General features: G+C 35.8%; 27 protein-coding genes and 1 riboswitch. Of the genes, 15 read left to right on the top strand and 12 right to left on the bottom strand.

Annotation, left to right across the window (positions count from 1 at the left end; all coding sequences use genetic code 11):
* Window positions 1-37: 37 nt before the first annotated feature.
* Window positions 38-760, top strand: a complete 723-nt coding sequence (locus J2Y03_RS08650) for an SDR family oxidoreductase (protein ID WP_310192883.1) — start codon at window positions 38-40, stop codon at window positions 758-760.
* Window positions 761-868: 108 nt separating this feature from the next.
* On the opposite strand, the gene J2Y03_RS08645 is transcribed toward J2Y03_RS08650, so the two are convergent.
* Window positions 869-1,123: a YhdB family protein gene (locus J2Y03_RS08645; RefSeq protein WP_132085367.1), complete on the bottom strand. Its 255-nt coding sequence runs from the start codon at window positions 1,121-1,123 to the stop codon at window positions 869-871.
* A 151-nt stretch (window positions 1,124-1,274) separates the two neighbouring features.
* On the opposite strand from J2Y03_RS08645, the gene J2Y03_RS08640 reads away from it, so the two are divergent.
* Together J2Y03_RS08640 and J2Y03_RS08635 are read left to right on the top strand one after the other, a co-directional pair.
* Window positions 1,275-2,270: a M14 family zinc carboxypeptidase gene (locus J2Y03_RS08640; protein WP_310192879.1), complete on the top strand. Its 996-nt coding sequence runs from the start codon at window positions 1,275-1,277 to the stop codon at window positions 2,268-2,270.
* 82 nt (window positions 2,271-2,352) lie between these two features.
* The gene (locus J2Y03_RS08635; protein ID WP_132085369.1) at window positions 2,353-3,762 is read left to right on the top strand and encodes a SpoVR family protein; all 1,410 of its coding nucleotides are present in this window, start codon (window positions 2,353-2,355) and stop codon (window positions 3,760-3,762) included.
* Between the two features lie 235 nt (window positions 3,763-3,997).
* Here the strand turns inward: J2Y03_RS08635 and J2Y03_RS08630 are convergent, their stop codons facing one another.
* The 6 genes from J2Y03_RS08630 to J2Y03_RS08605 form a co-directional block, all read right to left on the bottom strand.
* Window positions 3,998-5,074, bottom strand: a complete 1,077-nt coding sequence (locus J2Y03_RS08630) for a putative glycoside hydrolase (RefSeq protein WP_310192875.1) — start codon at window positions 5,072-5,074, stop codon at window positions 3,998-4,000.
* A 117-nt stretch (window positions 5,075-5,191) separates the two neighbouring features.
* Entirely contained in the window at window positions 5,192-6,448 is a 1,257-nt protein-coding gene (locus J2Y03_RS08625; protein WP_310192873.1) for a DUF445 domain-containing protein, read from the bottom strand.
* A gap of 87 nt (window positions 6,449-6,535) precedes the next feature.
* Window positions 6,536-7,507, bottom strand: coding sequence for an AtpZ/AtpI family protein (locus J2Y03_RS08620; RefSeq protein WP_310192871.1), 972 nt, complete (start codon window positions 7,505-7,507; stop codon window positions 6,536-6,538).
* Window positions 7,508-7,511: 4 nt separating this feature from the next.
* On the bottom strand, window positions 7,512-7,898 hold the full coding sequence (locus tag J2Y03_RS08615) for an ATP synthase F0 subunit B (protein ID WP_310192870.1): 387 nt from the start codon (window positions 7,896-7,898) through the stop codon (window positions 7,512-7,514).
* A 176-nt stretch (window positions 7,899-8,074) separates the two neighbouring features.
* Window positions 8,075-8,788 (bottom strand): F0F1 ATP synthase subunit A, encoded by a 714-nt coding sequence (atpB, locus tag J2Y03_RS08610; RefSeq protein ID WP_132085374.1) that lies wholly within the window; start codon window positions 8,786-8,788, stop codon window positions 8,075-8,077.
* Window positions 8,789-9,069: 281 nt separating this feature from the next.
* Window positions 9,070-9,390: a HesB/YadR/YfhF family protein gene (locus J2Y03_RS08605; protein ID WP_310192867.1), complete on the bottom strand. Its 321-nt coding sequence runs from the start codon at window positions 9,388-9,390 to the stop codon at window positions 9,070-9,072.
* Window positions 9,391-9,677: 287 nt separating this feature from the next.
* Between J2Y03_RS08605 and J2Y03_RS08600 the strand changes: the two genes are divergently transcribed.
* Window positions 9,678-10,013 carry a hypothetical protein gene (locus J2Y03_RS08600; RefSeq protein WP_132085376.1) on the top strand — a complete coding sequence of 112 codons (336 nt, stop codon included), beginning with the start codon at window positions 9,678-9,680 and terminating at the stop codon, window positions 10,011-10,013.
* Window positions 10,014-10,088: 75 nt separating this feature from the next.
* On the opposite strand, the gene J2Y03_RS08595 is transcribed toward J2Y03_RS08600, so the two are convergent.
* From J2Y03_RS08595 to J2Y03_RS08585, 3 genes are all read right to left on the bottom strand, one after another.
* On the bottom strand, window positions 10,089-10,268 hold the full coding sequence (locus J2Y03_RS08595) for a hypothetical protein (RefSeq protein WP_132085377.1): 180 nt from the start codon (window positions 10,266-10,268) through the stop codon (window positions 10,089-10,091).
* A 132-nt stretch (window positions 10,269-10,400) separates the two neighbouring features.
* Window positions 10,401-11,753, bottom strand: a complete 1,353-nt coding sequence (locus J2Y03_RS08590) for a hemolysin family protein (protein WP_310192864.1) — start codon at window positions 11,751-11,753, stop codon at window positions 10,401-10,403.
* Window positions 11,754-12,113: 360 nt separating this feature from the next.
* Window positions 12,114-13,247 carry a histidine kinase N-terminal domain-containing protein gene (locus tag J2Y03_RS08585; protein ID WP_310192862.1) on the bottom strand — a complete coding sequence of 378 codons (1,134 nt, stop codon included), beginning with the start codon at window positions 13,245-13,247 and terminating at the stop codon, window positions 12,114-12,116.
* Between the two features lie 201 nt (window positions 13,248-13,448).
* Window positions 13,449-13,555, top strand: a riboswitch (TPP riboswitch).
* Window positions 13,556-13,684: 129 nt separating this feature from the next.
* On the opposite strand from J2Y03_RS08585, the gene thiT reads away from it, so the two are divergent.
* The 10 genes from thiT to fumC all read left to right on the top strand — a co-directional run bounded on the left by thiT (window position 13,685) and on the right by fumC (window position 22,442).
* Window positions 13,685-14,260 carry an energy-coupled thiamine transporter ThiT gene (gene thiT / locus J2Y03_RS08580; RefSeq protein ID WP_132085380.1) on the top strand — a complete coding sequence of 192 codons (576 nt, stop codon included), beginning with the start codon at window positions 13,685-13,687 and terminating at the stop codon, window positions 14,258-14,260.
* Window positions 14,261-14,405: 145 nt separating this feature from the next.
* Complete coding sequence (locus J2Y03_RS08575) at window positions 14,406-14,630, top strand: FeoA family protein (RefSeq protein ID WP_310192860.1); 225 nt, start codon at window positions 14,406-14,408, stop codon at window positions 14,628-14,630.
* Window positions 14,630-16,636, top strand: coding sequence for a ferrous iron transport protein B (feoB, locus tag J2Y03_RS08570; RefSeq protein ID WP_310192858.1), 2,007 nt, complete (start codon window positions 14,630-14,632; stop codon window positions 16,634-16,636). Before J2Y03_RS08575 ends, feoB begins: the two co-directional genes overlap by 1 nt.
* A 19-nt stretch (window positions 16,637-16,655) precedes the next feature.
* Complete coding sequence (locus J2Y03_RS08565; protein ID WP_132085383.1) at window positions 16,656-16,811, top strand: FeoB-associated Cys-rich membrane protein; 156 nt, start codon at window positions 16,656-16,658, stop codon at window positions 16,809-16,811.
* 102 nt (window positions 16,812-16,913) lie between these two features.
* Window positions 16,914-17,369 (top strand): helix-turn-helix transcriptional regulator, encoded by a 456-nt coding sequence (locus J2Y03_RS08560; RefSeq protein WP_310192855.1) that lies wholly within the window; start codon window positions 16,914-16,916, stop codon window positions 17,367-17,369.
* 116 nt (window positions 17,370-17,485) lie between these two features.
* Window positions 17,486-19,516 carry a transglycosylase domain-containing protein gene (locus J2Y03_RS08555; protein ID WP_310192853.1) on the top strand — a complete coding sequence of 677 codons (2,031 nt, stop codon included), beginning with the start codon at window positions 17,486-17,488 and terminating at the stop codon, window positions 19,514-19,516.
* Window positions 19,517-19,652: 136 nt separating this feature from the next.
* The gene (gene sigY, locus J2Y03_RS08550) at window positions 19,653-20,210 is read left to right on the top strand and encodes an RNA polymerase sigma factor SigY (RefSeq protein WP_132086300.1); all 558 of its coding nucleotides are present in this window, start codon (window positions 19,653-19,655) and stop codon (window positions 20,208-20,210) included.
* Entirely contained in the window at window positions 20,164-20,514 is a 351-nt protein-coding gene (locus J2Y03_RS08545) for a YxlC family protein (RefSeq protein ID WP_310192850.1), read from the top strand. The genes sigY and J2Y03_RS08545 overlap by 47 nt, the downstream gene beginning before the upstream one ends.
* Window positions 20,507-20,707 carry a sigma-Y antisigma factor component gene (locus tag J2Y03_RS08540; protein ID WP_310192847.1) on the top strand — a complete coding sequence of 67 codons (201 nt, stop codon included), beginning with the start codon at window positions 20,507-20,509 and terminating at the stop codon, window positions 20,705-20,707. Before J2Y03_RS08545 ends, J2Y03_RS08540 begins: the two co-directional genes overlap by 8 nt.
* Before the next feature lie 355 nt (window positions 20,708-21,062).
* On the top strand, window positions 21,063-22,442 hold the full coding sequence (gene fumC, locus J2Y03_RS08535; RefSeq protein WP_310192844.1) for a class II fumarate hydratase: 1,380 nt from the start codon (window positions 21,063-21,065) through the stop codon (window positions 22,440-22,442).
* Window positions 22,443-22,517: 75 nt separating this feature from the next.
* Here the strand turns inward: fumC and J2Y03_RS08530 are convergent, their stop codons facing one another.
* Window positions 22,518-22,724, bottom strand: a complete 207-nt coding sequence (locus J2Y03_RS08530) for an alpha/beta-type small acid-soluble spore protein (protein WP_132085390.1) — start codon at window positions 22,722-22,724, stop codon at window positions 22,518-22,520.
* Window positions 22,725-23,129: 405 nt separating this feature from the next.
* Between J2Y03_RS08530 and J2Y03_RS08525 the strand changes: the two genes are divergently transcribed.
* The gene (locus J2Y03_RS08525; protein ID WP_310192841.1) at window positions 23,130-23,372 is read left to right on the top strand and encodes a hypothetical protein; all 243 of its coding nucleotides are present in this window, start codon (window positions 23,130-23,132) and stop codon (window positions 23,370-23,372) included.
* Between the two features lie 52 nt (window positions 23,373-23,424).
* Here J2Y03_RS08525 and J2Y03_RS08520 read toward each other — a convergent pair whose 3' ends face one another.
* Window positions 23,425-24,534 (bottom strand): ABC transporter ATP-binding protein, encoded by a 1,110-nt coding sequence (locus J2Y03_RS08520; protein ID WP_310192839.1) that lies wholly within the window; start codon window positions 24,532-24,534, stop codon window positions 23,425-23,427.
* Window positions 24,535-24,566: the final 32 nt, after the last annotated feature.

Here is a 24,566-nt window from a genome sequence, read left to right as displayed (position 1 = left end):
TCTCATCTTAGTACTTCATCATGAAGGAGTGAAATACATGCTAAAGGACCAAATAGGCATTGTCACAGGGGCTTCAAGAGGAATTGGTAAAGAAATTGCTGTTAAACTTGCAGAGCAAGGGATGAAGTTAGCAATAATAGGGAGTTCGGCACAAATTTCAGAAACGGCTGATGAACTAAAGAAAAAAGGTTTCTCTGATATACTGCCTATTCAAGCTGATGTTACAAAGGAAGAAGACTTACAGCAAGTGGTTACGAAAACCATTGAAGAATATGGTCAAGTGGACATATTGGTTAATAATGCAGGTGTTGGATTCTTTAAATTAACAGAGGAAGTAACGCTTGAAGAATGGAAAAAGGTATTTGAAGTAAATGTACAAGGCGTGTTTCTTGCTACGAAAGCCGTCCTGCCTCATATGAAAGAGCGCAGGTCGGGAACCATTATTTCAATCGCTTCAGATGTAGCCAGATACACGATTCCAAACGGTGCTGCTTATACGGCTACTAAATATGCTGTGCAAGGCTTTTCTGGTTCAGTAGCACAAGAGGTACGAGAATATGGCATCCGGGTAGGCACCATTAACCCAGGTATGGTTGATACGTATTTTGCAGAATCTACACAAGGATTACCAGAGAAACAAGATTGGCTAAAAGTTGAAGATATTGCAAATGCAGTGGTCTATATGGCTTCCGCACCTAAGTATATGCTTATTGATGAGATTGTACTTCATCCTCTTGTGCAGCAATATCCAATTGCTTAATATAGAAGTATTTAAAAACGGCTTCCGGATAGGAAGCCGTTTTTTTGGTGGAATTCTTTGGTCCGGTTGTTAAATATTTCTCAACAAAAATGGTATCCACTTGTTTTTTCAGGAAAGACTATACATCGGTAACTCTTTATCTTCAGTTTCAACTGTTTCGTTAGCATGGTCGATATAACGAAGCAGTGAATATAATTTTTTTTCAATGACTGAATAGTCACGTTCAAAGTGATAAGCATGCAGGAATTGCTCTATCCGTTTTGATAAAAATTGGTCTTTTGTTCGTACCATAAGTATCAGTAAATTATCCCATTCTGATCGATGTGTATAATACAAAGCTCGATCATAATCCATTTTATTCATTTGTTTTATCTCCTCCTTACTAGGAGTTGAATTTATTTTATGATATTTTGCAGATAACTTTCACAGAAAATGTTGGACAAAGCGATAGACCGCGTTTTTCAACTTTTACCTGTATAACGCGCGAAAGTATTGGTTTAGAAAAGGAGGTAGTATGAAGAAGCTGCTATGCATTTTGTTGTTATTATCATTCAGATTTGAAAATGCCTCATTGGCAAAAATAGTTGATACTAACAAACCTTATTCGTACGATTTAATGAAACAGGATATAGTAAGTATTGAAAAAAAGTATAAGGTAGTAAAAGTAAAAAAAATCGGAAAGACCCATTTTGGAAGAACAATTTATGGTATTAAGCTTGGTAAAGGAAAACAAAATATTGTTTTAATTGGAGCACATCATGGACGTGAATGGATGACAAGCATGCTTTTAATGAAGCAGCTTAAGGGGTATACATATGCATATGAGAATCAAACAAATTTTGGCAGCCTTACAACGGATATACTAGACGATGTTTCCATCTGGTTTATCCCGATGTTAAATCCAGATGGTGTGACCATTCAACAAAATGACCTAAACCAGTTCCCGAATAAACACCGAAAATGTCTATTAGCTATGAATGAAAAATTAGAGGATTTTGATCGTTGGAAGGCAAATGGACTAGGTCTGGATTTAAATCGACAATATCCTGCTGGATGGCGAGAGCTAAGTAATCAGCCAGACTCTCCTTATTATCAATTCTATAGGGGTAAGAAACCATTGGAAGCAGAAGAAGTGAAGGCATTAACAAGATTTATTCGTAAAATTAATCCTGTGATTGCGGTCGCATATCACTCAGCAGGTCGAGAGATTTTTTGGAATTATCATAATGGTAAGCATCTTAAACGGGATAAACGTATTGCAAAAAAAATATCAAAATTGACAGGATATGAGCTGGGGAAACCACCCAAACAGGCTATCGGAGGAGGTTTTACCGACTGGTTTATTACAAAATACCAGCGCCCAGCCATGACGATTGAAATTAGTCCACTTGTAGGTGAAACTTCCCCGCCTCTTGAGGTCTTTGAGTCAGAATGGGAAAGCAATAAATATGTTGGACTGATTCTAGCGGAAGAAGCAAAGAATTTGTCCAAAGCGAAAACAAGCAGGTAGACTTGTTGTTTTTTACATCTTGTTTCATCATTCCCAGATTTACTTCATACATTGATGTAAGAGGTAAAAGGGGGGAATGGCGATGAATGGGGACGATCGCAAAGCACTTGAATACGCAATTAGTGAAATTACCGAAATCGCACGAGGTTTTGGTTTAGATTTTTACCCTATGCGGTATGAAATTTGCCCAGCAGAAATCATATATACTTTTGGTGCATATGGTATGCCGACCAGATTTTCACATTGGAGTTTTGGCAAGCAGTTTCATAAGATGAAGCTTCATTATGACTTAGGACTAAGTAAAATATATGAACTGGTTATAAATTCAAATCCATGTTATGCATTCTTATTAGATTCCAATTCACTTATACAAAATAAGTTAATCGTTGCACACGTACTTGCTCATTGTGATTTCTTTAAAAATAATGTTCGTTTCCAAAATACGAAGCGGGATATGGTTGAAAGCATGGCTGCAACTGCAGAAAGAATCCGTCTTTATGAAATTCAATTTGGCAAAAAGGAAATCGAGACGTTCCTGGATGCAGTGCTGGCAATTGATGAACATATTGACCCTTCACTAATGAGACCAAAGCTGGCATGGTCTCTCGAGGATGAATCGGAAGACGAAATACAGCCAACTGCATCTCCTTACGATGATTTATGGAAGTTAGATGACAAAGACAAGAAGCAGCCAAACCAGCCAAGGAAAAAACAATTTCCGCCAAGACCAGAAAAGGACTTATTATTATTTATTGAAACCTATAGCCGCGAGCTTACAGATTGGCAGCGAGATATTTTGACTATGATGCGCGAAGAAATGCTGTATTTCTGGCCACAGCTTGAAACGAAAATCATGAATGAGGGTTGGGCTTCGTATTGGCATCAACGAATTATCAGAGAGATGGATTTAACGAGTGGCGAGGCAATTGAGTTTGCAAAATTAAATGCTGGAGTCGTACAGCCATCAAAAACAGGAATTAACCCATACTACCTTGGCATAAAGATATTTGAGGATATTGAGGAACGATATGATAATCCGACGGAAGATATGATAAAAAGGGGAGTTATGCCTGGTTCTGGTCGGGAAAAGATGTTTGAAGTTCGCGAAGTGGAATCGGATATCTCATTTTTACGAAATTATTTAAACAAAGACCTCGTGATGAGAGAAGATATGTATCTTTTTCAAAAGCAAGGAAGGGATTATAAAATAGTTGATAAACAATGGGAACAAGTCCGTGATCAGTTGGTAAATATGAGGGTAAATGGAGGCTTCCCATATATAACCGTCAATGATGGTGACTTTTTGAAGAACGGTGAGCTTTATTTACAGCATTGGTATGAGGGTGTAGAATTAGATGTAAAATATCTTGAAAAGGTATTGCCGTACATCCAGCAATTATGGGGAAGACCAGTTCATATTGAAACCATGATTGAAGAGCGAAGAATGTTGTTCTCCTATGATGGAAAAGGTGTACACCGAAAGTATTTGTAAATCAACAGGCAGCTACTTGAATTCAGGTAGCTGCCTTATTTTGTATTAGGCTGTTTTCGGAAAGATTGTTGTTAAAATCTTAAAGTCGATTTTAACGTGGAAATAGTTATTTTGCGCTTTAGAATTTAGTTTGTAGGCTCTTTTCTTATAAAATTTATTCTATTTTCTACGGAAACTTAGCACAATCATTAAATTTTGTCCCAAAAAGCAACAAAGTTTAAGAAAAGAGCCTTTATTAATAGGGGGTATAGTCTACATTTGGCGTATAGTTATTCGCTGCATTCCATAATAAAAATTCATTGATCCCCTGTGAATGTAAAGCCCGGATTTGCTCCTCAACTTCTGTCTTGCCATAGACCTTATAGTTCCCCTTTCCAAGATAAGAGGCAGTAAAATCTTGAATCCATGGCCGGGATATTGGGGGATTTGTGATCTTCTTTAAACGCTCATTTTCAACCTTAGCATAACCTTCAACAAGTCGATAAGGTTCTAAGTCTGGCTTTTGTATCCCAAAAATGGATGTCCAATGACTAGGATAAATCATAGCGGAAATAATATCGACGTTTTCGGCTATTCTTGTGAAATTTTGACCAATTCCACTTGCCTCAGGGATAACAGTTGCATTTCCGAAGACATCGACTGAAACCTTTACGTTGTATGGAGAGAGTTGTTCTTTTGCATATTTTACAAATTCACTTACCGCTGTAACCCTATCCCCTTGAAATGTCGATTTATCGTAAATAAGCTGCATTTCTACTTTTTCAAATCTTTCCGGGAATCTTACATAATCAAATTGAATTTCTTTAAAGCCTAACTTTATAGCTTCCACTGCCATCCCTATATTATAATCCCAAACCTCTTTGAGAAAGGGATTTGTGAAGGAATCTCCTCTTGGATTTTTCCATAATCCTTGAGTTGTTTTAAATGAAAGATTGGGATTTTTAGCTGCTAACATATTGTCTTTAAAGACAACAATTCTTGCGATAGGATAAATGTTATTTGCTTTTAGCGTATTCATGAGAAAAGAAGGATTCAAAATATAGGGACGACTAACTGAAAAATAAGGTGAATTTTTTGCAGGAGTAAAGGTAAGATGACCTTGATCATCTTTAATATCTATAACCATCGCATTTAAATCGGTATTTTTAATAAGTGAAAGTAAATCATGAAACTGAGGTTTACTAGTTGTTGGGGCATTTACATAGATACCTCTGATAGGCTCTTGAACATCTGTGGAGGATAAAACCATTGCATGATAAGGAAAAACGCAAGACAGTATCAACACAAATATGACTAGGATATATTTTCGCATAGTATCTCTCCTCTGTTATTTTATTCCCTATTAGAGTGTACATTTGGAGAAATTTTATAAAAAAATAGGGCTGTCTTGTAATAAAAGACAGCCCTATTTTTAAATACCTATGAATACCTAAAAAATCAATTTCAGGCCAACTAGGAAAAGCCCGATGAGAAAACCGCAGACAGCACCATTTACACGAATCCATTGCAGGTCTTTTCCAACATTATTTTCAATCATGTCAATGAGTGTTCTATTATCCAATTTTTCTAAGTTTTCCTCGACTAGTTTCCCAATTTTTGAATGATTATTATCGACAAAAATAGAAATTTGCTGTTTAATCCAAGACTCAATAGCGATTACTTTTTCCTGATCCGATTTCAAGCTTTCGAGTGCTTTTGATAAAAGAGGGAGGAGATGCTCCTCGAAAAAGTTAGGTAATTCAATAATCGTGATTGCTTTTTGTTTAAGTTGTTCTATAAATTCTATGATTTTATCCCCTAATTGCCATTCAGCTATCATTTGATCCTTTATAGTATTTAATTCCAAAGCTAGGTTTTCATCTGTTTTAATATCTTGAAGCTTGGTATTTATATGGAAAAGTAGGGTTTGTCTATTGTGATTATAGGGGTCCTTGAAGCTTACTACCCCTTTTTGTATAAGACCTTGAATAATATTCCCTAATTTTTCTTCATTCACTATATTGGTAAATGACTTTAGAGCAAATTGCATAAAACCATCCGCTTTAATATTTTCCAATGCATCAACTGCCATCCTGCCAAGTCTTTCTTTTGTACTTTCTTTTTTAGACCACTCATCAATTTCCTTAAGAATAAAATCAAGTGCTTTTTCGTCATACTTCCTGCTTAACAGCTGATCAATAGCGAGTGGCACATAATTGCTAGCGTCTAAATCCTTAAGCTTAGATTTCAATTCTACTTCGATGATTGGTGCTAACTTCTTACTATCAACAGACTGAAGTAAATGCTCGATGAGCTTAATCGTACCATTTCTTACAGGCAGCCCTGTTAGTGCTTTCTCGGCTATATTAAATAGCTTCTCGGTAAATGGAATACTCGATACTTTCTTTCTGATACTTTCTTTGGTCAACCAATCATTTTCTAGCATGGAAATAATAGCGGCAATGATTCTTTTCCGGTTATTAGGTAATAGTGCAGTATGAGGTATAGGTAAGCCTAAAGGGTGGCGAAATAATGCAGTAACTGCAAACCAATCAGCTAATCCCCCAACCAACCCTGCTTCAAATCCCCCCTGAAGAATGGTTCCCCAAAGGGAATCCTGAAAGGGGAAAGTAGCTACGAAACCTACTCCCATAACAGCTAGAGAAATCTTCGCTAAATGCTGCGATCTATTCTTTTTTCTCGACATCTTGTATCCCCTCATTTTTTCACTAAAATATGTTTATTGCTATTATCTCAATATCACACAAAAAAGCAAAAAAAAAACTCCTCTTCGCTATCGAGAGGAGTTATTCATTTTCTTTTTTTCAGGTCGAATATGTGTAATGAGACCATCCAAATCAGTAATATAAAATTGTGTTTCAGGTGTAGTTTTTAGATAATTTTCTTGGATTAATTGGTAATAGTTCACTCTGCGATTTGGATCAAATTGCAGCATGGGGAATTCCTTGCGCTCCTTAACATACAAGTCGACTGCTTTTTGAACCATGTCCATTTCGGCTGGTATGATCTTTTCGTTTTCTTCAAAAAGATCATAGGTTTCTTTGGACATATAAAACATCTTAGATGGTATTCCACCTAAAATATTGGCTAATTGTTTAAAATCGATGCTGTTATCGTCTTGAACAATAATTGTACGGTATACACCTTTTGGCAGATTATCTGAAAATTGTCTTACAGCCTTCCGAACTTGATCTAAGGAGACATCAATAATCGGATAGTCTGTAGTCTGATTTCTTTCTTTTTGTAAATCATAATCTTTCTGAGTATTTTCATTAACAGGTTTTTTAAAATATTTTAGTACCATAACATACCCTGTAAGTCCTCCAATTCCAATGCCTATAAAAGTAAAAATAACTGTAAGCCAAGGTTCGAAGCCGTACCGGGCATCTAAGAACGAACCCAGTTTATAAAATCCAAAAACAGTTAAAGCAATTGTTAAGCCGAAAACCATATTCAGTGAGAGGGTTTTCATTAAAAAGTTTGTGAATTCATTCCAATGTTCCTCGTTAAAGTTTTTTTCATTGTTAATAAATTTTCGAACATCTTTTTTCATTTCTTCAGATACATTATTTTCTTCGAAGAAAGCCTCTATATATTCACTTTTAGTTTTATCATTATTTTTCAAAAAACAAGCAGTTTTTTCTGTTTTTCCTTTAGTGTAATGAACGTAAATAAATTTTTCTTCAAAACCTAATTCAAGATTTTCAGTCACTCTGCCTAAGTACTTAGTAAACTTGTGTCTCATAGTATTACGCCCCCTTACTATCTTTATGCACAAATGACCGGGAACGGAATGATACCTCTTTCGCTTCCTTTAGAATTTTTTTAGCCTCAAGCTTAGCGTCGGATATCATTAATTTTGCTTCGTGTTCACTATGCCTCACTATGTCTCGAGCATCTCTTCTAGCTTGATTTAGAATTTCTGCACTAAGCTCCAGATTTTTTTCTGCTTCTTGCTTATATTGCTCTGTTAATTGAAGCTGATTTTCTATATGTATTTTCCTGCTGTTCATGACACCAACTAACCTCTTGAAAACAAGTTTCTTTAAAATAAAAACTAAAACAGTAAAAATAATAGCCTGATAAACCATGGTACCTAAGGAAATAGGGAGTCCAAACAGTATAATATCACCCAAATCATTCAACTCCTTTCATTTTAGTTGTCTAGCGCAAGCAGCCTAGGGGCTCGGGTCATAAGCAAACCGTCAAGAAGGTTAAAGAGCAACCTTCATGCCGGCTCGTCTTATGCCTGTCGCTCCTGGGAAAAAATGAACTGCTTTTTTCCTTGGGCAAGGCGCTTCCGCTTTTCTAATTATGTTAAGCGGTGAGCAATATAAACCATAGTAAGTGTTACAAATATGTACGCCTGAATAGCACCAATAAATACACAGAAAGCTTGCCAAATGAGCATTGGCAATGCAGCGAGGGCAGCGGCTGCAATTCCATGGGTAACAGCACCAGCCAGTAAAGCTAGCATTACCTCCCCAGCATATATATTACCAAATAATCGAAGCCCTAGTGTTAAGGTGGTAGCAAATTGTTCCAAGATATTGATTGCAAATAAGGCTTTAAAGGGTTTGAAGAAGCTGAGCAGGTAATGTTTAAGGCCGTGGAGGCGAAGGTCGATGAAGTGGGTGTAGGCAATTATCATAATAGCTAATGTCATGGTAACATGTGCATCCGCAGTAGGTGATCGCCACCATGAAACGGGGTGCTCTTCAATTGTAAGGATAGAGAAAGGGACACCTAATAAATTGGCGATAAACAAATACATTAACAAAGATATCCCAGTGGACAAAATAAATAAATTATTGTTAGTACCCATTGAACTATTCATAATGTCCCTAACAAAGTCCAAAATCCATTCCATAAAATTTTGCCACTTTTTTGGTACACCTTCTGTCAGATTTCTTGTGCATAAATAGGCAATTGTAAAAACTAGTAGTGCAGCAATGGTTGTAGTTAAGATTATGGATAAATCAAAGGTTAAATTAAATAATACAACTTGAGGCCTAGAGTGTTCCATGATATCTAACCCCTTTCTTAAAGTTAGGTTAAATAAGCCTTATTGCTTAGGATATAGGAAATATTTACTAGATTTCGCTTTCATTATAAGACTAATCAAATATTATTGCAACATAGTTCACAATTTATTGTTAATTTTCAGAAAAAATAAACTTATCATAGTTAGAAACAAAATTAATGTAAAGTGGGTAATGTTATTAATATTGATTAGAATAGTAATTATAAAGGAAAAAAGGCACCTATCTATGTAGGGTGCCCTAAATTATTATTAGTGGGAAAAAACTAGTTTATAGCCATTGTTTCCTTGAAGGATATTTGAATTTCTTTCACTTCATCGTTATAGGATAAACAAGTTTCTGTATCCTCGAAAAACCATACATCATTACCTTCTACATAAAAGCTAATACCATTTATTTCTTTCGTAAATCCAATATTTGATGGTGCCTCTGCTGAAAATGCCAAGCTAAAACCCTTGTTTTTCTCACCAAAACCATCGTATTGTGGGAACATTCTCACCGTATTGATTTGGAACTCATTCGTAAACCAATTTGCAGCTTTTTCATCAATAGAAATGATCATATTAAATGCACCAACCTTTTCCAAATGGTAATATCCATAATAAGATTGAAACCTGTCAATTAGAAAGAAATGTTTGTTCATTTCTTATAATATTAGATTAAGGCTTTTAAATAGATTTGCATGTGATATTTTTCACAATAAATTGATCTATTGTAGCGTTTTAAAAAATTGTTCAAATTTCCGTAATATTCAACATCAAAAGTGGATAATAAAGATATATAAATCTGGAAGCGTAATGTTTTATTTTTTGTAACATGTTTAAAGTGTTAAAGATGATAAAATGAATTTACTACGAAAAGGGAGTTAGGAATATGGAACAAAAACTTGATAAATTGACTGAGAATATATCAGATATTAAAACGTTAATTCATTCTTTTAATAAAACCTTAGAAAATATCGAACACAGACTTGCTCGTTTAGAGCAAATGGACAGTATTGAGCACCGTGTAGAGGTTAACCAAATCGACTTATCAGATATTAAGGAATCACTTCAGCGTATTGAAGACGTACAGAGTAATGTAGTAAATGACCTAAAGAGAAATTTAGGTAATGGTGAGGAAGTTAAGCATATAAATCGCCGCCTTGATTCACACCTAATTAAATTAGCCAAAGCAGAAGAAGAAATTATTATTTTAAAAAATAGATAAATGTAAAAGAAGATCAGATATAATAATCTGATCTTCTTTAATGTGTTGAACAAATAAATTGGAATCGCTTTCGATTTATTTGCCAAATAATGTTTTGAGACCTTTATAAATTAATGCTAATGAAAAAATAATCATTGCTAATGAGCCTACGATATCAAATATTGGAGTTAAGAAGCTTAAATATGATACCAGTTCGACACTCATTAATACAAAACCAGATAGTATTGCAGCTAAAAATAATAAAATTAATTCCATTGTTATTTATCACCCCTTTAGTTTAAAATATGCATTAAAGTGAGAGGGTGATTGGATTATAGATGAATTATTACAAAATTATTACAAAAAAAACAGACCAATCATTTATTAGTCTGTTTTGAAATGCCTATTTTAGGAGAGTACTTCTGTTTGAGATAAAGGCATTTTATTCGTATTTGGTTCTTCATCACTTACGTTCTTAGTAACCTCGATATATTTAATATGATGGTCTTCCATATCAAGTATTTTGAAGGAATATGGGTCGTGATGAATGGAATCTCCTTTTTTTGCTTCATAATTTTCTGTTAATATCCAACCGCCAATGGTGTCAATATCCTCATCATTAATGTCGACTCCAAGCAAGTCATTAACTTCCGTAACTAATACTTTGGAATCAATAATATAATGGTTTTCCTTAATTTTACGTACCATTGGAATCTCATCCGAATCAAACTCATCACGAATTTCGCCAACAATCTCTTCGAGGATATCTTCAACCGTAACAAGACCCGAGGTACCGCCATATTCATCCATTAATATAGCCATATGCATTCGATCCTTCTGCATTTTTACTAGCAAATCATGGATTGGTATGGTTTCTATGACTCTAATAATAGGACGAGTATAGTGTTCAAGTGTTTTCGTTGAAAGGGTTTCTTTACTAATTAAATCCGTAACCATTTCCTTGATATTAACTAGACCAATTATATGGTCTTTATCACCATCTATAATTGGATATCTCGTATATTTTTCTTCTCGGATTACTTCTAGAAACGTATCAAGCGTATCTTCTTTAGATAATGAAACAATTTCTGTTCTTGGAACCATAATTTCTTTGGCAATCCGGTTATCAAATTCAAAAATTTTATTTACATACTTAAACTCAGATTGGTTAATTTCGCCACTTTTATAGCTTTCAGATAGGATAATTCGAAGCTCTTCCTCGGTATGTGCCATTTCACTTTCAGAGACAGGCTTAAGACCAAAAATGCTCGTTACAATTCGTGCTGACCCATTTAATAACCAAATAAAGGGGTACATCACTTTATAAAAGAGGATTAGAGGTCGTGACATAACAAGAGTAATGAATTCAGCTTTTTGAATAGCAAGTGTTTTAGGTGCCAGTTCTCCTACGACAACATGTAAGAAAGTAATCGTCGCAAATGCAATCCCAATGGATAATATGTGGGAAACACCTTCAGGAATTTCTAGTCCAGTAAAAAGGGGAGCGAGCAAATGCTCAATGGTTGATTCCCCAATCCAACCTAAAGCAAGGGCAGTAATGGTAATTCCTAACTGACAGGCTGAAAGATATTCATCCAGGTTTGAAATTACTTTTTTTGCTGAAATAGCACTCGAATTACCTTCCTCAATTAACTGATCGATTCTTGAACTCCGAATTTTTACTATAGCAAACTCTGAAGTTACAAAAAAAGCAGTTAACGCAATTAAAATGGCTATGATAACCAAGTTAAATATGTCCAAATAAGTTCCCTTAGCTCGTCATACACGAGGTAAGGAGTCACCTCCTAATAATTTAAAAGAAAACTAGATATGAAGAAATTAGATTTGTAACGCTTTAAAGTTAATTAACAATTGATGTATAATAATCAATTGTCCGCTTTCGAGACCATTGCGATATCTGCTAATTCACTGATACGATAGACAGCCCCATCAAATCACCTCGGGTAATCTAAATTTTAAAATAATTATAGTAAATTACAACTGTACAGTCAAACGTTCTAGTTCGTATATTAGTTGGTATCAACATTTTATGAATAAAGTCCTGTCTGTATGAGTCAGAAAATAATAAATCTCAAAAATAGACGAATAAATAAAAGTCTCCTATAAAGGAGACACAGCCAGTGGTAATGTAATTGTAAATATGGTGATATCAGGTGTCGAGGAACAGGTTAATTCACCTTTATGTTTTTCAATAATTTCTTTGCACACGAATAGCCCAAGCCCAGTGCCAAGTTTTTTTGTTGTGAAAAAGGGCTCGAATATTGTTTTACTCAATTCAGCAGGAATCATTGGCCCATTATTGGAGATGGATAAAATCACATGAGTGTTATTTTCTATGTGACTTTTAATCTCAATGGTTGGGTTTGGAATTCTGTGATGGTTTAACACGTCAATGGCATTAAAGATAATGTTAATAAAAACTTGCCGCATTTCATCTGCATAGCCATGAAGGGTAATTTCATCCACAATCTCTTTCTTTATTTTCACTTTACCGTCCAAAATACTTGGATATAAGAAATTTAAGACCTCGTCAATTAATTTATTTTGATTAAATTGCTCTTTTTCTTTTCCAATTAGTTCCTTTTTAGATAAAAGTAAAAATTGTGAAATCCGGAAATTCAGCTGGTCTAACTCACTTGAAATAATCTCTAAATATTTCATATCGGGATGGTCAGCCTTTAGAAGTTGAATAAACCCTTGTATAGAAGTGAGAGGATTTCTAAATTCATGAATAAAACTAGATGTCATTTGTCCAAGAAGGGTTAACCGGTCCTGATGAGTCGAATCGATAAACATTGTTTTTTCTTCAATGATCTTGTTTTTTGCTTCAGTATAATGAGAAACCGCATAATACAGAAATTTATCAAAACAGAAATTTATCTTATTAATCGATTCTTGAAGGTCGGACCATTGTAAACCAGCCTTACTTAAATAGCTGTACAACACAGTTCTTCCATGATTAACATTATAAACAAATTCCCCAATATTAATATTGGCTAGAGCTCTTTCTTCAGATACTTCTAAAGCGTGCTTTTGGATAATGTCCAGAAGCTCTTGTTCACTCATTAGATGCATGTTAAAAATGACATTGAAAAGAGCTATAGCATTGTCAAGAATTTTTTCTTTAAAGGGATCACCATTAGAAATGATAATTGTATTTTCCCATTCACGAAGCAAAATCTCTTTATTTTTATCAAAAAAGGCTATTAAATCTGATTGTACTTCTGATAGCATAACAGTCTTTCCTCCTAAGGCATTGCCGAACTTACTAAAAAATAATTCGAGATAATAGCTGATAATCCTTTTTAAAAAAATAGTTAAATTTTATCAATTTTTATTCCATGATGTATAGATATTTAAATTATATCATGAATAGTGGTTTTTCCTTGTAAAAGTATTAAAAAAAGAGTATATTCTTTTATGAAATCAATTAAATATTTCCACAGGGGGAGCTGCTTTTGGTGGCTGAGAGTGAATGTTCGAGTTCTGACCCTATGAACCTGTTAGTTAACGCTAGCGTAGGGATGTGGTTTGCTGAATATATTAATCAAGCAATGCAGACAATCCTTAATGGTCCTGCATTGCTTTTTTGTTTATACAGACGCCATATAAATTTGTAGGAGTAAATCTATCGAACGTTCTCCAGGAAAAACAAACAGGGGGGAACATGTATGGAGAAAAAGCGTAACAACACATTATTTTTAGTAGAAGTAGCAGTATTTTCAGCACTAGCGTATTTATTGGATATGGTTTCAGGCTTGTTGTCGTTAAAGATATGGCCACAAGGAGGATCCATTTCGATTGCGATGATTCCAATTTTTCTAATGTCATTTCGTTGGGGATGGAAAGGCGGAATTCTATCCGGATTTTTACTTGGCTTACTTCAGTTCATTCTAGGTTTTTCACAAATCTATACGCTTCTTCAAGGAATTATTGATTATGGCGTTGCCTTTTCAGTCGTTGGTCTAGCAGGAATTTTTGCTGCACAAGTGAAAAATTCTCTTGCAAATAATAACAAAAAAAGTTGGATCACTTATGTAGTTTTAGGTACATTTTTGGGAAGTGCACTTAGATATCTTGCTCATGTCTATTCAGGTATCGTATTCTTTGGTGAATATGCACCTGCGGGTCAGCCAGTAGCTGTTTATTCCTTTGTTTACAATGGAACGTATATGCTTCCAAGCTTTATCGTTAGTGCAATCATTGTAATCCTGATTATTAGTGCGGCACCGAAAAAAATGATTTAAGAAGAAAAAGAGGAAAGTCCTTGACTTTTCTTTTTTTTTGTCATTATTTCGAATTTTTGTCACATTATTTATTAATTATAAGTGGTAAAATTACCTTATAAATAAAGATAATCATTCTCAATTAACATAAGTAAGGGTGATAGAGATGTTCGGAACATTTAAGGTAGGAGAGAAAGGAATAATTGTTAATATATCTAAGGTTGGCCAAATGGTGCAACGACGGTTACTGGACCTAGGGATTACGGAGGGCTCGGAGGTTTGTGTCAAATGTATCATGCCATTTGGCGGACCAGTGATGATTGAATCATGTGGACAGTGTGTTGGACTCCGTCGGAAAGAAGCGTGCTTAATAGAAGTGGAGAGAGTTTAATGGAAATTGCCCTGATTGGAAATCCTAATACTGGAAAAACATCATTGTTTAATAACTTAACAGGATCCTATGAGTATGTTGGCAACTGGAGCGGCGTTACTGTTGAAAAGAAAGTCGGAGTTTTCAAGAATAATAAAGGAAGATTAATTGATTTACCTGGTGTTTACTCTCTTAATCCATTATCAAAGGATGAAGGAGTAGTAACTTCTTTTTTCTTGAAAGAACCTGTAGACAGGCTCCTAAATATTTTAGATGCATCTCAATTAGAACGTAATTTACATTTAACATTACAGTTACTTGAGTATGAGAAGCCAGCGCTAATTGGCTTGAATATGGTTGATGTTGCAACAAAACGAGGTATTCAAATTGATACGGAAAAGCTGTCACAGATACTAGGGGTACCTGTAGTTCCTGTAGTTGCGCGGAGTGGTAAAGGCTGCGACCGCTTAATTGAAGTTATTTCAACAAGCTCCAATCATTCAAAAGTTAAAAGACATGTTTATTATGGAAATGCTGTCGAAGACGCAATAAATAAAATAGGTATCGAATTAATCGGAAAAACCGATCATTCACCTAGATGGCTGGCTATTCAACTATTTGAGGGGAATGATTACGTAAAAAGTTATCTTTCTGATTTGGTAGAAGCTCATAAGCTTGAAACACTTATTACTCAATTAGAATCTGTAGTAATAAATGAATACAACAATGTAAAATCACTGGCAAACTATATATATGTGAAGAGAAAAGAAGTGATTGAGAAAATTCTAAAGGCCTCTGTTCAAAAAATGAAAACCAGCGAACCCTTATCTGAGAAAATAGATGCAATTGTTACCAATCGTTATTTAGGAATGCCAATCTTCCTACTTTGTATGTACTTGATGTTTATGCTGACTTTTGATTGGTTGGGAACACCATTATCAGATGTTCTTGACGGATTATTAACCGGACCGGTTACAATAGGGTTTGAAAGCATCTTAAATGCTATTAATGCTTCAGACTTTATTCATGCACTCATTATTGAAGGACTAATTGCAGGTGTCGGTGGGGTTCTAGTGTTTGTTCCACAGATTTTTATTCTTTTCTTCTTTATTTCCTTGTTAGAGGATTCTGGTTACATGGCTCGAGTTGCACTTGTTATGGACCGGATTATGGAGTCCGTTGGCCTTAATGGAAAGGCATTTATTCCAATGATGATTGGATTCGGCTGTAATGTACCTGGAATCATGGCTGCCAGAACAATAGAAACACCTCGTGAGAGACTAATGACTATATTATTAACACCATTAATGTCATGTTCTGCACGCTTACCTGTATATGCCTTATTCGTAGGTGCATTTTTTGTAGGACATAAAGCCCTTGTAGTATTAAGTTTATACGTTCTAGGAATTGTGGTTGCTTTAATATTAGCAAAAATATTTACGAAAACATTATTAAAATCCGAAACTTCCCTGTTCGTTATTGAACTGCCGCCTTATCGGTTACCCCAAGTCCAATCGCTTTGGAGAAGCACCTGGGATAAGGGTAAGGGTTTTGTTAGAAAAGCAGGAACATTTATCTTTGCTGGTTCTGTATTCATTTGGCTGTTGTCATATGCCGGACCCAATGGATTAAAAGTGGATATGGATGATAGCTTTTTAGCGATGATAGGGAATTTGTTTGCACCGCTATTAGAGCCGATTGGATTCGGAACTTGGCAGGCAGCTGCATCTTTAATCACTGGATTCTTAGCAAAAGAAGCAATCATCTCTACCATGAATATTATTTATTTCGTTCCAGAAAATGCGAGTTTGCAAGGTTTACTTAGCGATTACTTTACACCACTTGCAGCATATAGCTTCATGGTTTTTATTCTATTATATATTCCTTGTTTAGCTACTGCGGCAACGATATATAAAGAAACTGGATCAAGAAAATGGACGGCGTTTTCAATCCTGTATGCTTTATTTATTGCTTATATTTTATGCTTGGTTATTTATCAAGGCGGAAAACTATTTGGACTAGTCTAAGATTAGGAAGGTGTTCCATATGATAGCAAATATTGTAATTGGCGCTGCGATTTTTGGTTACGCCACTTGGGCATTGGTGAAATTTGTTAATAAATCGAAAAAAGGAAAATGCGCAGCTTGTGATTTAGAAAAATCTTGCTCTAGTCAAAGTCAATGCGGCAGTTCTCCTAAATAAACTATAAAACTGCTATCATCTAAAGGATAGCAGTTTTTTTCTTTTAAATTGTAGTGAACTTGTGTAAAATTACACTAGTAGGTATTGAAGGTAGGTTTTTTCATGAACAGAGAAGAAATTATTAAGCTAGTTTCAGATAAATTACGATTAATCCGTGCAGAAGCAGGCTATACACAGGATAAAATGGCAGATATTATTGGTGTATCGAAAAAAACCCTTGTTCAAATTGAAAAAGGAAGGGTCCTTGCAAGCTGGTCAACTGTCGTATCCATATGTGCTTTGTTTAGAGAAACAGAAACTGTCCAATTTTTATTTGGAAATGAACCACTCGAGGTCCTGGAGACAGTCGCTCGAGAGGGTGTAGATTATCGAAAAATGAAAACGTTTGGCGGTCGCATTTGGTGGCGTGAAGTGTCAAGAAAAAATGGTTTTATCCTGCAGCAGAATATTCTTAGTAAACATTTTCGTATTTTGGATGACAAACATTATCGGATTTATAGCAGCTTTGATGAGAAACTATCTAAAATACGTTTTAAAGAAATAACAAAGAATGAATAAGTATTGTGAAAAGCCCTCGATTTTTTTCGAGGGCTTTTCTAATTTTTGGTTAATTTTTCCCCCTTTTGGGAAAAAGAAAATGATGTCCTTCATTTCGTATTTTTTAAGGAGGTATTATGAAAAAGGTTGTTAATAATTGGAAGAGATGGCATATGAACCAGGTGATGGTTCTTTCGTTCTCTCTTTTAGTTTTAGGCTTTTTAGGAATTGTATATGCATATTCAATGGATGTGGATATTTCCTCACTAAAGAACGAACTTCCCCAAGCCACAGTCTTTTATGATTTAAAAGGTGAGGTTGCAAGTAAGGTATCTGCGAATAAAAATGAAGGTATTTCAATTAGTCAGGTCCCTGACTCGATGAAAAATGCAGTCATTGCAATAGAGGACCGACGATATTATGAGCACCATGGTGTTGATTTTATCGGTATCACCAGAGCACTGATTCGGGATGTACAAGCTCGCGGTATGGTAGAGGGAGGCAGTACCATTACCCAGCAATTAACGAAAAATACATTACTGACATCACAAAAAACCTTAAAAAGAAAAGTAGATGAAGTATTTTTAGCGATGAAAATTGAGAGGCAATATAGTAAACAGGAAATCCTTCAAATGTACTTAAACCAGATATATTTTGGTGATGGTGCTTGGGGAATAAAGCACGCGGCAAGAAATTATTTTGCAAAAGAGGTTAAAGGCCTGACCATTAGTGAATCAGCATTACTGGCAGGTTTAATTAAGGCCCCTTCCGCTCTAAATCCCCATCAGCACTTAGAAAAAGCAACACAGAGAAGAAATCTTGTATTAGCCCAAATGAAAAAGCAGGGCTATATAACAACACAGCAGTATGAACAAGCAATAAATGAAAAAGTTATCTTAAATAATAAAGGAGGAGATCCATTCCGAGGGAAATATCCTCACTATGTTGACCAAGTTTTTGAAGAGGCCATTAAAGAATATCATTTATCTCAAGATGAATTACTAACAGGCGGTTATCAAATTTATACAGAACTTGATTCTCTAATGCAGAATGCTATGGAAAAAACCTATCAAAACGAGGCTTTATTTCCAAAAGGGACTGATCAAATCGTTCAAAGCGGCGGGATACTCATTGATCCGAAAACGGGCGGAATCCGAGCAATCGTTGGTGGACGCGGGGAACATACCTTTAGAGGGTATAATCGTGCTACGGGGTTAAAGGCACAGCCGGGTTCGTCGATTAAACCGCTTGCTGTCTATACACCGGCATTAGAAAATGGCTGGAATATTACCGATATGTTAAAAGATGAACCAATGAGCTTTGGTGAGTATGAACCCAGCAATTATAACCATGAATATGCAGGAGAAGTGCCTATGTATGAAGCGGTGAAGGATTCAAAAAATGTTTCCGCCGTCTGGTTGTTAAATGAAATTGGGATTGAAAAGGGATTGGACGCAACCAGAAGGTTTGGGATACCTTTAGAAAAGGGTGATCGTAATCTATCTCTTGCCCTTGGTGGCGTTGAACATGGTGTATCTCCTCTAATAATGGCTGAGGCCTATACCGTTTTCCCTAATAAAGGAGTACGAACGAAGGCACATGTAATCAAAAAAATTATTGATTCCGAGGGAAATCTAGTGGGTGAGTGGAAGGATAGAAAAGAAAGAGTCACAACCAAAGCTGTTACTGACCAAATCAACACGATGCTACTGGGAGTGGTGGAACAAGGTTCGGGAAAAAGTGCCCAAATTCTAGGCAGAGAAATTGCAGGGAAGACAGGATCAACACAAGTACCCATTGAAGGGGTTAAAGGAGTTAAGGACCAATGGTTTGTGGGCTACACCCCGGAAATAGTTGGTGCAGTGTGGGTAGGGTACGATAAAACAGATGAGAAACATTACCTAAAAACGACTAGCGGTTCAGGAGCAGCCATTGTGTTTCGTGAAGTCATGAAGGAAGCATTAAAAGCGACCCCTTCAGCTAGTTTTGATGTCCCGCACATTGATACGTTGATTAAAGAGATGGAAATGGAAGAAGAGGATCAGATTCGAAAATCGCTAGATGAGCATTTTTATGATGGGACTAAAAAATGGGAAGAAAAGTGGAGAAAACAAAAAGAAAGGTGGGAAAAGCGCTGGAAAAGAATAGGACCTAACTTTAATAATTAAATGGAAAGGCACGGAGAAATCCGTGCCTTTTATGATAGAATAAAATCCAAATAAAAAAATGAACGAAATAAGTTTACACACGTCTAATACATAAATAGTAAAAAAGGGATTGATGGAGAAAGAGAGGAAAAGACGGATGGATCCATTAATAAAGAGTGCAAAAGAAGGGGATCATCTAGCATTTGCTTGTATTTTCAAAGAAAATTATCCATTCCTTGTAAAATATTTAATAAAAATTACAATGAATCCCGATATAGCTGAAGAACTAGCACAAGATACAATGGCCAAATGCATTCAAAAAATTCATCTCTATAATGGTCAAAGTAAATTTTCAACTTGGCTGATCGCTATTGCCACCAATGCTTACATTGACCACTGTAGAAAGCAAAAAAGGGAAAACAAATGGAAAGGCCAAGAGGAAGTTTATCGAAAGCTAAAATGGCATTTTGAAAGCCGAAATGAGGAATGGAACGATGCTCTGGAGGCATTAGGTAAATTACCCGTAAATGTCCGGGTTCCCATTGTACTAAAGCATTATTATGGATACTCGTATGATGAAATTGGTACTTGGATGAAAATATCACCTGGGACAGTTAAATCAAGGGTTCATAATGGAATTTTGGCAGTAAGAAGGGAGCTGAAACTAGGTGAAGAAACAGAAGGTCGTCATACTCGGCAGCGAACAACAAAATAAACATGACTTGGATGCTATTCACAAGCTGCAAGAAGGGTTAAGCAAGGTTGATCAATTCCCAGTCTATACTCCGGATCTACAATGGTTTGAAAAAATGGTCCTAACAGAAAAGCAAAATAGCAGGAAAAAATTTATTAAAGAATTATCTTTGTTTCTAATGATTGCCTTTTTCATTTTAAGTGGAATCATTGTTTCATTTTATCAAATGCCAATTGTTTTTATCCTTATACAAATTATTACCCCAGTTTTTATTGCACTATATACCATTACTAGGGTTAGTAAGAAGGTGAAGATGAATGAATGAAGACTACTCTATAACAGTTATTATCTTCGCTGCGGCAATCCTGCTGCTCCAAAGTATCTATTTATTCCTGGATGCTAGGAAACACAATCACAATTATTGGTTATGGGGTATCGTCGGTCTCATTCAAGCACCAATGCCAACTCTTTTTTACTTATTATTTGTTCGAAAGATTTATCGAAAAAGGGCAGATTAATTAGCATGGAGAATTAATGATGTTAAAGAAAAGGTATTATCAAATGTATGAACTCCAAAAAGGCAGTAGTGTGGCAGGATAAAAGTTCACAAAGGTTTCACAATATTACTGATAACCTGTTATTTTCATCACATTGCAAACCCCGCTAGTATGATAATTTATATTTGTTTAAACTTTTCCATATTAAAGAGGTGGGATGTAGATGACAGACTATTCAATCGTAAATGTAATTGGAAGTTTCTTAATTCTTTCGTATTTTATCGGGTATATGATTGTTAAACATTAAACTACAGACAAATGTCTGTAGTTTTTTTCTATTTATTGGGAATATATATAAGAGTGAGGTGGATAATTTATGGATAAATTCAGAATTGAAAAGGATACACTAGGTGAAGTTCAGGTTCCAAGAGATAAATTCTGGGGAGCACAAACACAGCGGAGTCTCAAAAATTTCGATATTGGTACCGAAAAAATGCCATTAGAAGTGGTTTATGCATTAACCTTAATCAAAAAAGCAGCTGCTATTGTCAATCATGAATTAGGAAAATTAGCAGAAGTAAAGATGAAGGCTATTGTTTCAGTTTGTGAACAAATCCTTTCAGGAAAATATAACGATCATTTTCCACTTGCAGTCTGGCAAACAGGGAGCGGCACTCAATCTAATATGAATGTAAATGAGGTGATTGCGAACCGTGCAAATGATTTATTAATGAGTCAAGGAAGTAATGAGAGGGTTCATCCAAATGATGATGTGAATATGTCGCAGAGTTCTAATGATACGTTTCCAACTGCCATGCATGTTGCGGCGTACATAAAATTAACGGAGAATTTACTTCCCGCTATCAATGAATTAAAGACCACTTTGATAAAAAAGGAAAAGGCTTTTAAGAATATAGTTAAGATTGGTAGAACCCATCTGCAGGATGCTACCCCATTGACACTCGGCCAGGAAATAAGTGGTTGGAGGGCAATGCTAGATAAGGATGAAACGATGGTAGTGGATTCAAGCAAATATTTAGGCAGCCTAGCTATTGGTGGTACTGCGGTTGGAACGGGTATAAACGCACACCCTGAGTTTGGAGATAAAATGGCGGAACAGCTTTCAAAATTGACTGGGTATCCCTTTCAAGCTTCTAATAATAAATTTCACGCTTTAACGAGTCATGATGAAATCGTCTTTGTACACGGTGCGTTAAAAGCATTGGCTGCCGATTTAATGAAAATTGCAAATGATGTCAGGTGGCTTGCAAGCGGACCGCGCAGTGGAATAGGAGAGTTGATTATTCCGGCCAATGAGCCAGGGAGTTCTATTATGCCGGGTAAAGTAAATCCCACCCAAAGTGAAGCGCTAACGATGGTAGCCTGCCAGATTTTTGGGAACGATGCCACCATCGGATTTGCAGCAAGTCAGGGTAATTTTGAATTAAATGTGTTTAAGCCGGTAATTATTTTTAATGTGATTCAATCTATATCGTTATTAACCGACAGTATTCGTTCTTTTAATGAAAAATGTGCAGTTGGAATAGAGGTAAACGAAGAAGTAATCACAAAGCATGTGGAAAGATCTTTAATGCTTGTGACAGCTTTAAATCCGCATATTGGCTATGAGAAGGCGGCTGAGATTGCGAAGCTTGCCTTCAACGAAAATAGTACGTTAAAGGAGGCAGCCATTAAAACAGGATATGTATCGGCGGTGCAATTTGATGAATGGGTTAAACCAGAGAAAATGGTATAAAATATTGAAAGCCCCTTCCATAATGGAGGGGGCTTAAGCCATGTTATTTATTTGTTATACTGTACTTTTTGAAAATTAGCGTTGGAATCCGCCGCCAAGTTGTGATTCTGCCATTGCAACAAGACGCTTAGTGATTTCTCCTCCGACAGAACCGTTTGCACGAGAAGTAGTATCTCCACCAAGTTGTACACCAAATTCTGATGCAATTTCATACTTCATTTGTTGAAGCGCTTGCTCCACTCCAGGTACTAAAAGTTGATTAGAGTTGTTGTTACTAGCCATAGTTGAATAACACTCCTCTTAATAAATTTGGGGTCAGTATGGAATTGAACCATTATGGTTAAGATAAACCATTGCCACCTTGGCCTAACCCATCTTAAAAGTTATTAGATGTTGGAGATGTTTCATACTTTCCTTTGTGTGGCTGGGTTAGCTAGGAAAAAGTGAATGTCCTTTTTCCCCGAGAAAAAGTGAACTTCGCTTTTTCCTAGTACTTGCACCGGCTTAAGTCCCTTTAGTTGGTAACCTATCGATGTAATGTTGTTGCTTGTTGCTTGCTTTGTAATATTTATTATGATTAAAAATCGCTAGCTTATTCGATTAATTAATTAGTAATTTATTCCATTACATAGCACAGTAATAGTAACACAAACTAACCACATACTTTTATATAAAGGGTGAATAGAAATGTCAATATGCCCAATATGCAACGGTTTACGTGAAGTATATTTACAATGCACTCAATGTGGGAAACAAATGGTGGATAGCGGAAGGTTAATGGATTTCTATGATGATTATAGTCCGTACATGGAAATAGATTTGATGAAGATGGAGGACGGTTATTCTGACACTAACTCTGGTAAAAAATGCCCACATCTATATACATGTCCAACCTGTCAAAAGGATGAGGTAATCTTTATTAAAGAATAGAAAGCACACAGGAAAAAAGGTCCCGCAAACGGGACCTTTTAAGTTTATAATATTATTCATTCGTTGCGCGAATGCGAGACTCATTTTCTACATCAAAGAAATGAGCTTTATTCATATCAAATGCTAGGTCAAGGGAATCTCCAGGGTGAATGTCAGCTCTTGAATCAATACGTGCCACAAAGTCCTGACTATCAATGCTAGAGTAAACCATTAATTCTGCGCCAGTTAATTCAGCTACATCAACATGTGTTGTTATTTTTGTACCAGTTGAAGCTTCAATGAATAAAGGCTCATCATGAATGTCCTCTGGACGAACTCCAAGGATAATTGGCTTTCCAACATAACCTTGCTCACGAAGGACCTTCATTTTACCTTCAGGCACTGCGATAGATGTTTTTCCTGCTACAAATTTGCCATCTTCAAGCTTTCCATTAAAGAAGTTCATTGCTGGTGAACCGATAAAACCGCCAACGAATACGTTTTCAGGCTTTTCGTATACTTCTTTAGGTGTACCTACTTGTTGAATAAGACCGTCCTTCATAACTACTAGTCTTGAAGCCATTGTCATCGCTTCTGTTTGGTCATGCGTTACATAAATAGTAGTTGTATTTAGACGACGGTGTAACTTAGCGATTTCAGCACGCATTGCAACACGAAGTTTTGCATCTAGATTAGAAAGAGGCTCGTCCATTAAGAATACCTTTGCGTCACGGACAATCGCACGTCCTAATGCAACACGCTGACGTTGACCACCAGATAATGCTTTTGGCTTTCTTTTTAAGTAAGCTTCTAATCCTAAGATTTTAGCTGCTTCATTTACACGACGATCAATTTCATCCTTCGGAAACTTACGAAGTTTTAGACCAAAGGCCATATTATCATAAACTGTCATATGTGGATAGAGTGCATAGTTTTGGAATACCATGGCAATATCACGATCTTTAGGAGCTACATCGTTAACTCTTTTTCCGTCGATGAAAAAGTCACCTTGTGAAATTTCCTCAAGTCCAGCGACCATCCGTAGTGTTGTTGATTTACCGCATCCTGATGGACCAACAAATACGATAAATTCCTTGTCTTGTATATGTAGGTTAAAGTCTGTAACTGCCGTAACTTTATTATCGTAAATTTTATAAATATGATCTAATTTTAATTCTGCCATTGTGTAAACCCTCCTAAGTTTTGATTAACTTC

Origin of the sequence: Neobacillus niacini, from assembly GCF_031457145.1 — a bacterium.
Classification (GTDB): domain Bacteria; phylum Bacillota; class Bacilli; order Bacillales; family Cytobacillaceae; genus Neobacillus; species Neobacillus niacini_J.
The sequence above is the reverse complement of the archived record's forward strand: the minus strand, read 5'-3'. Positions and strand labels throughout refer to the sequence as shown.

Bases quoted from the DNA above. Each gene is read 5' to 3' on its own strand.
- J2Y03_RS08650 (WP_310192883.1), top strand. From the start codon at position 38: ATGCTAAAGGACCAAATAGGCATTGTCACAGGGGCTTCAAGAGGAATT.
- J2Y03_RS08645 (WP_132085367.1), bottom strand. From the start codon at position 1,123: ATGAATAAAATGGATTATGATCGAGCTTTGTATTATACACATCGATCA.
- J2Y03_RS08640 (WP_310192879.1), top strand. From the start codon at position 1,275: ATGAAGAAGCTGCTATGCATTTTGTTGTTATTATCATTCAGATTTGAA.
- J2Y03_RS08635 (WP_132085369.1), top strand. From the start codon at position 2,353: ATGAATGGGGACGATCGCAAAGCACTTGAATACGCAATTAGTGAAATT.
- J2Y03_RS08630 (WP_310192875.1), bottom strand. From the start codon at position 5,074: ATGCGAAAATATATCCTAGTCATATTTGTGTTGATACTGTCTTGCGTT.
- J2Y03_RS08625 (WP_310192873.1), bottom strand. From the start codon at position 6,448: ATGTCGAGAAAAAAGAATAGATCGCAGCATTTAGCGAAGATTTCTCTA.
- J2Y03_RS08620 (WP_310192871.1), bottom strand. From the start codon at position 7,507: ATGAGACACAAGTTTACTAAGTACTTAGGCAGAGTGACTGAAAATCTT.
- atpB (WP_132085374.1), bottom strand. From the start codon at position 8,788: ATGGAACACTCTAGGCCTCAAGTTGTATTATTTAATTTAACCTTTGAT.
- J2Y03_RS08600 (WP_132085376.1), top strand. From the start codon at position 9,678: ATGGAACAAAAACTTGATAAATTGACTGAGAATATATCAGATATTAAA.
- J2Y03_RS08595 (WP_132085377.1), bottom strand. From the start codon at position 10,268: ATGGAATTAATTTTATTATTTTTAGCTGCAATACTATCTGGTTTTGTA.
- J2Y03_RS08585 (WP_310192862.1), bottom strand. From the start codon at position 13,247: ATGCTATCAGAAGTACAATCAGATTTAATAGCCTTTTTTGATAAAAAT.
- thiT (WP_132085380.1), top strand. From the start codon at position 13,685: ATGGAGAAAAAGCGTAACAACACATTATTTTTAGTAGAAGTAGCAGTA.
- J2Y03_RS08575 (WP_310192860.1), top strand. From the start codon at position 14,406: ATGTTCGGAACATTTAAGGTAGGAGAGAAAGGAATAATTGTTAATATA.
- feoB (WP_310192858.1), top strand. From the start codon at position 14,630: ATGGAAATTGCCCTGATTGGAAATCCTAATACTGGAAAAACATCATTG.
- J2Y03_RS08565 (WP_132085383.1), top strand. From the start codon at position 16,656: ATGATAGCAAATATTGTAATTGGCGCTGCGATTTTTGGTTACGCCACT.
- J2Y03_RS08560 (WP_310192855.1), top strand. From the start codon at position 16,914: ATGAACAGAGAAGAAATTATTAAGCTAGTTTCAGATAAATTACGATTA.
- J2Y03_RS08555 (WP_310192853.1), top strand. From the start codon at position 17,486: ATGAAAAAGGTTGTTAATAATTGGAAGAGATGGCATATGAACCAGGTG.
- sigY (WP_132086300.1), top strand. From the start codon at position 19,653: ATGGATCCATTAATAAAGAGTGCAAAAGAAGGGGATCATCTAGCATTT.
- J2Y03_RS08540 (WP_310192847.1), top strand. From the start codon at position 20,507: ATGAATGAAGACTACTCTATAACAGTTATTATCTTCGCTGCGGCAATC.
- fumC (WP_310192844.1), top strand. From the start codon at position 21,063: ATGGATAAATTCAGAATTGAAAAGGATACACTAGGTGAAGTTCAGGTT.
- J2Y03_RS08530 (WP_132085390.1), bottom strand. From the start codon at position 22,724: ATGGCTAGTAACAACAACTCTAATCAACTTTTAGTACCTGGAGTGGAG.
- J2Y03_RS08525 (WP_310192841.1), top strand. From the start codon at position 23,130: ATGTCAATATGCCCAATATGCAACGGTTTACGTGAAGTATATTTACAA.
- J2Y03_RS08520 (WP_310192839.1), bottom strand. From the start codon at position 24,534: ATGGCAGAATTAAAATTAGATCATATTTATAAAATTTACGATAATAAA.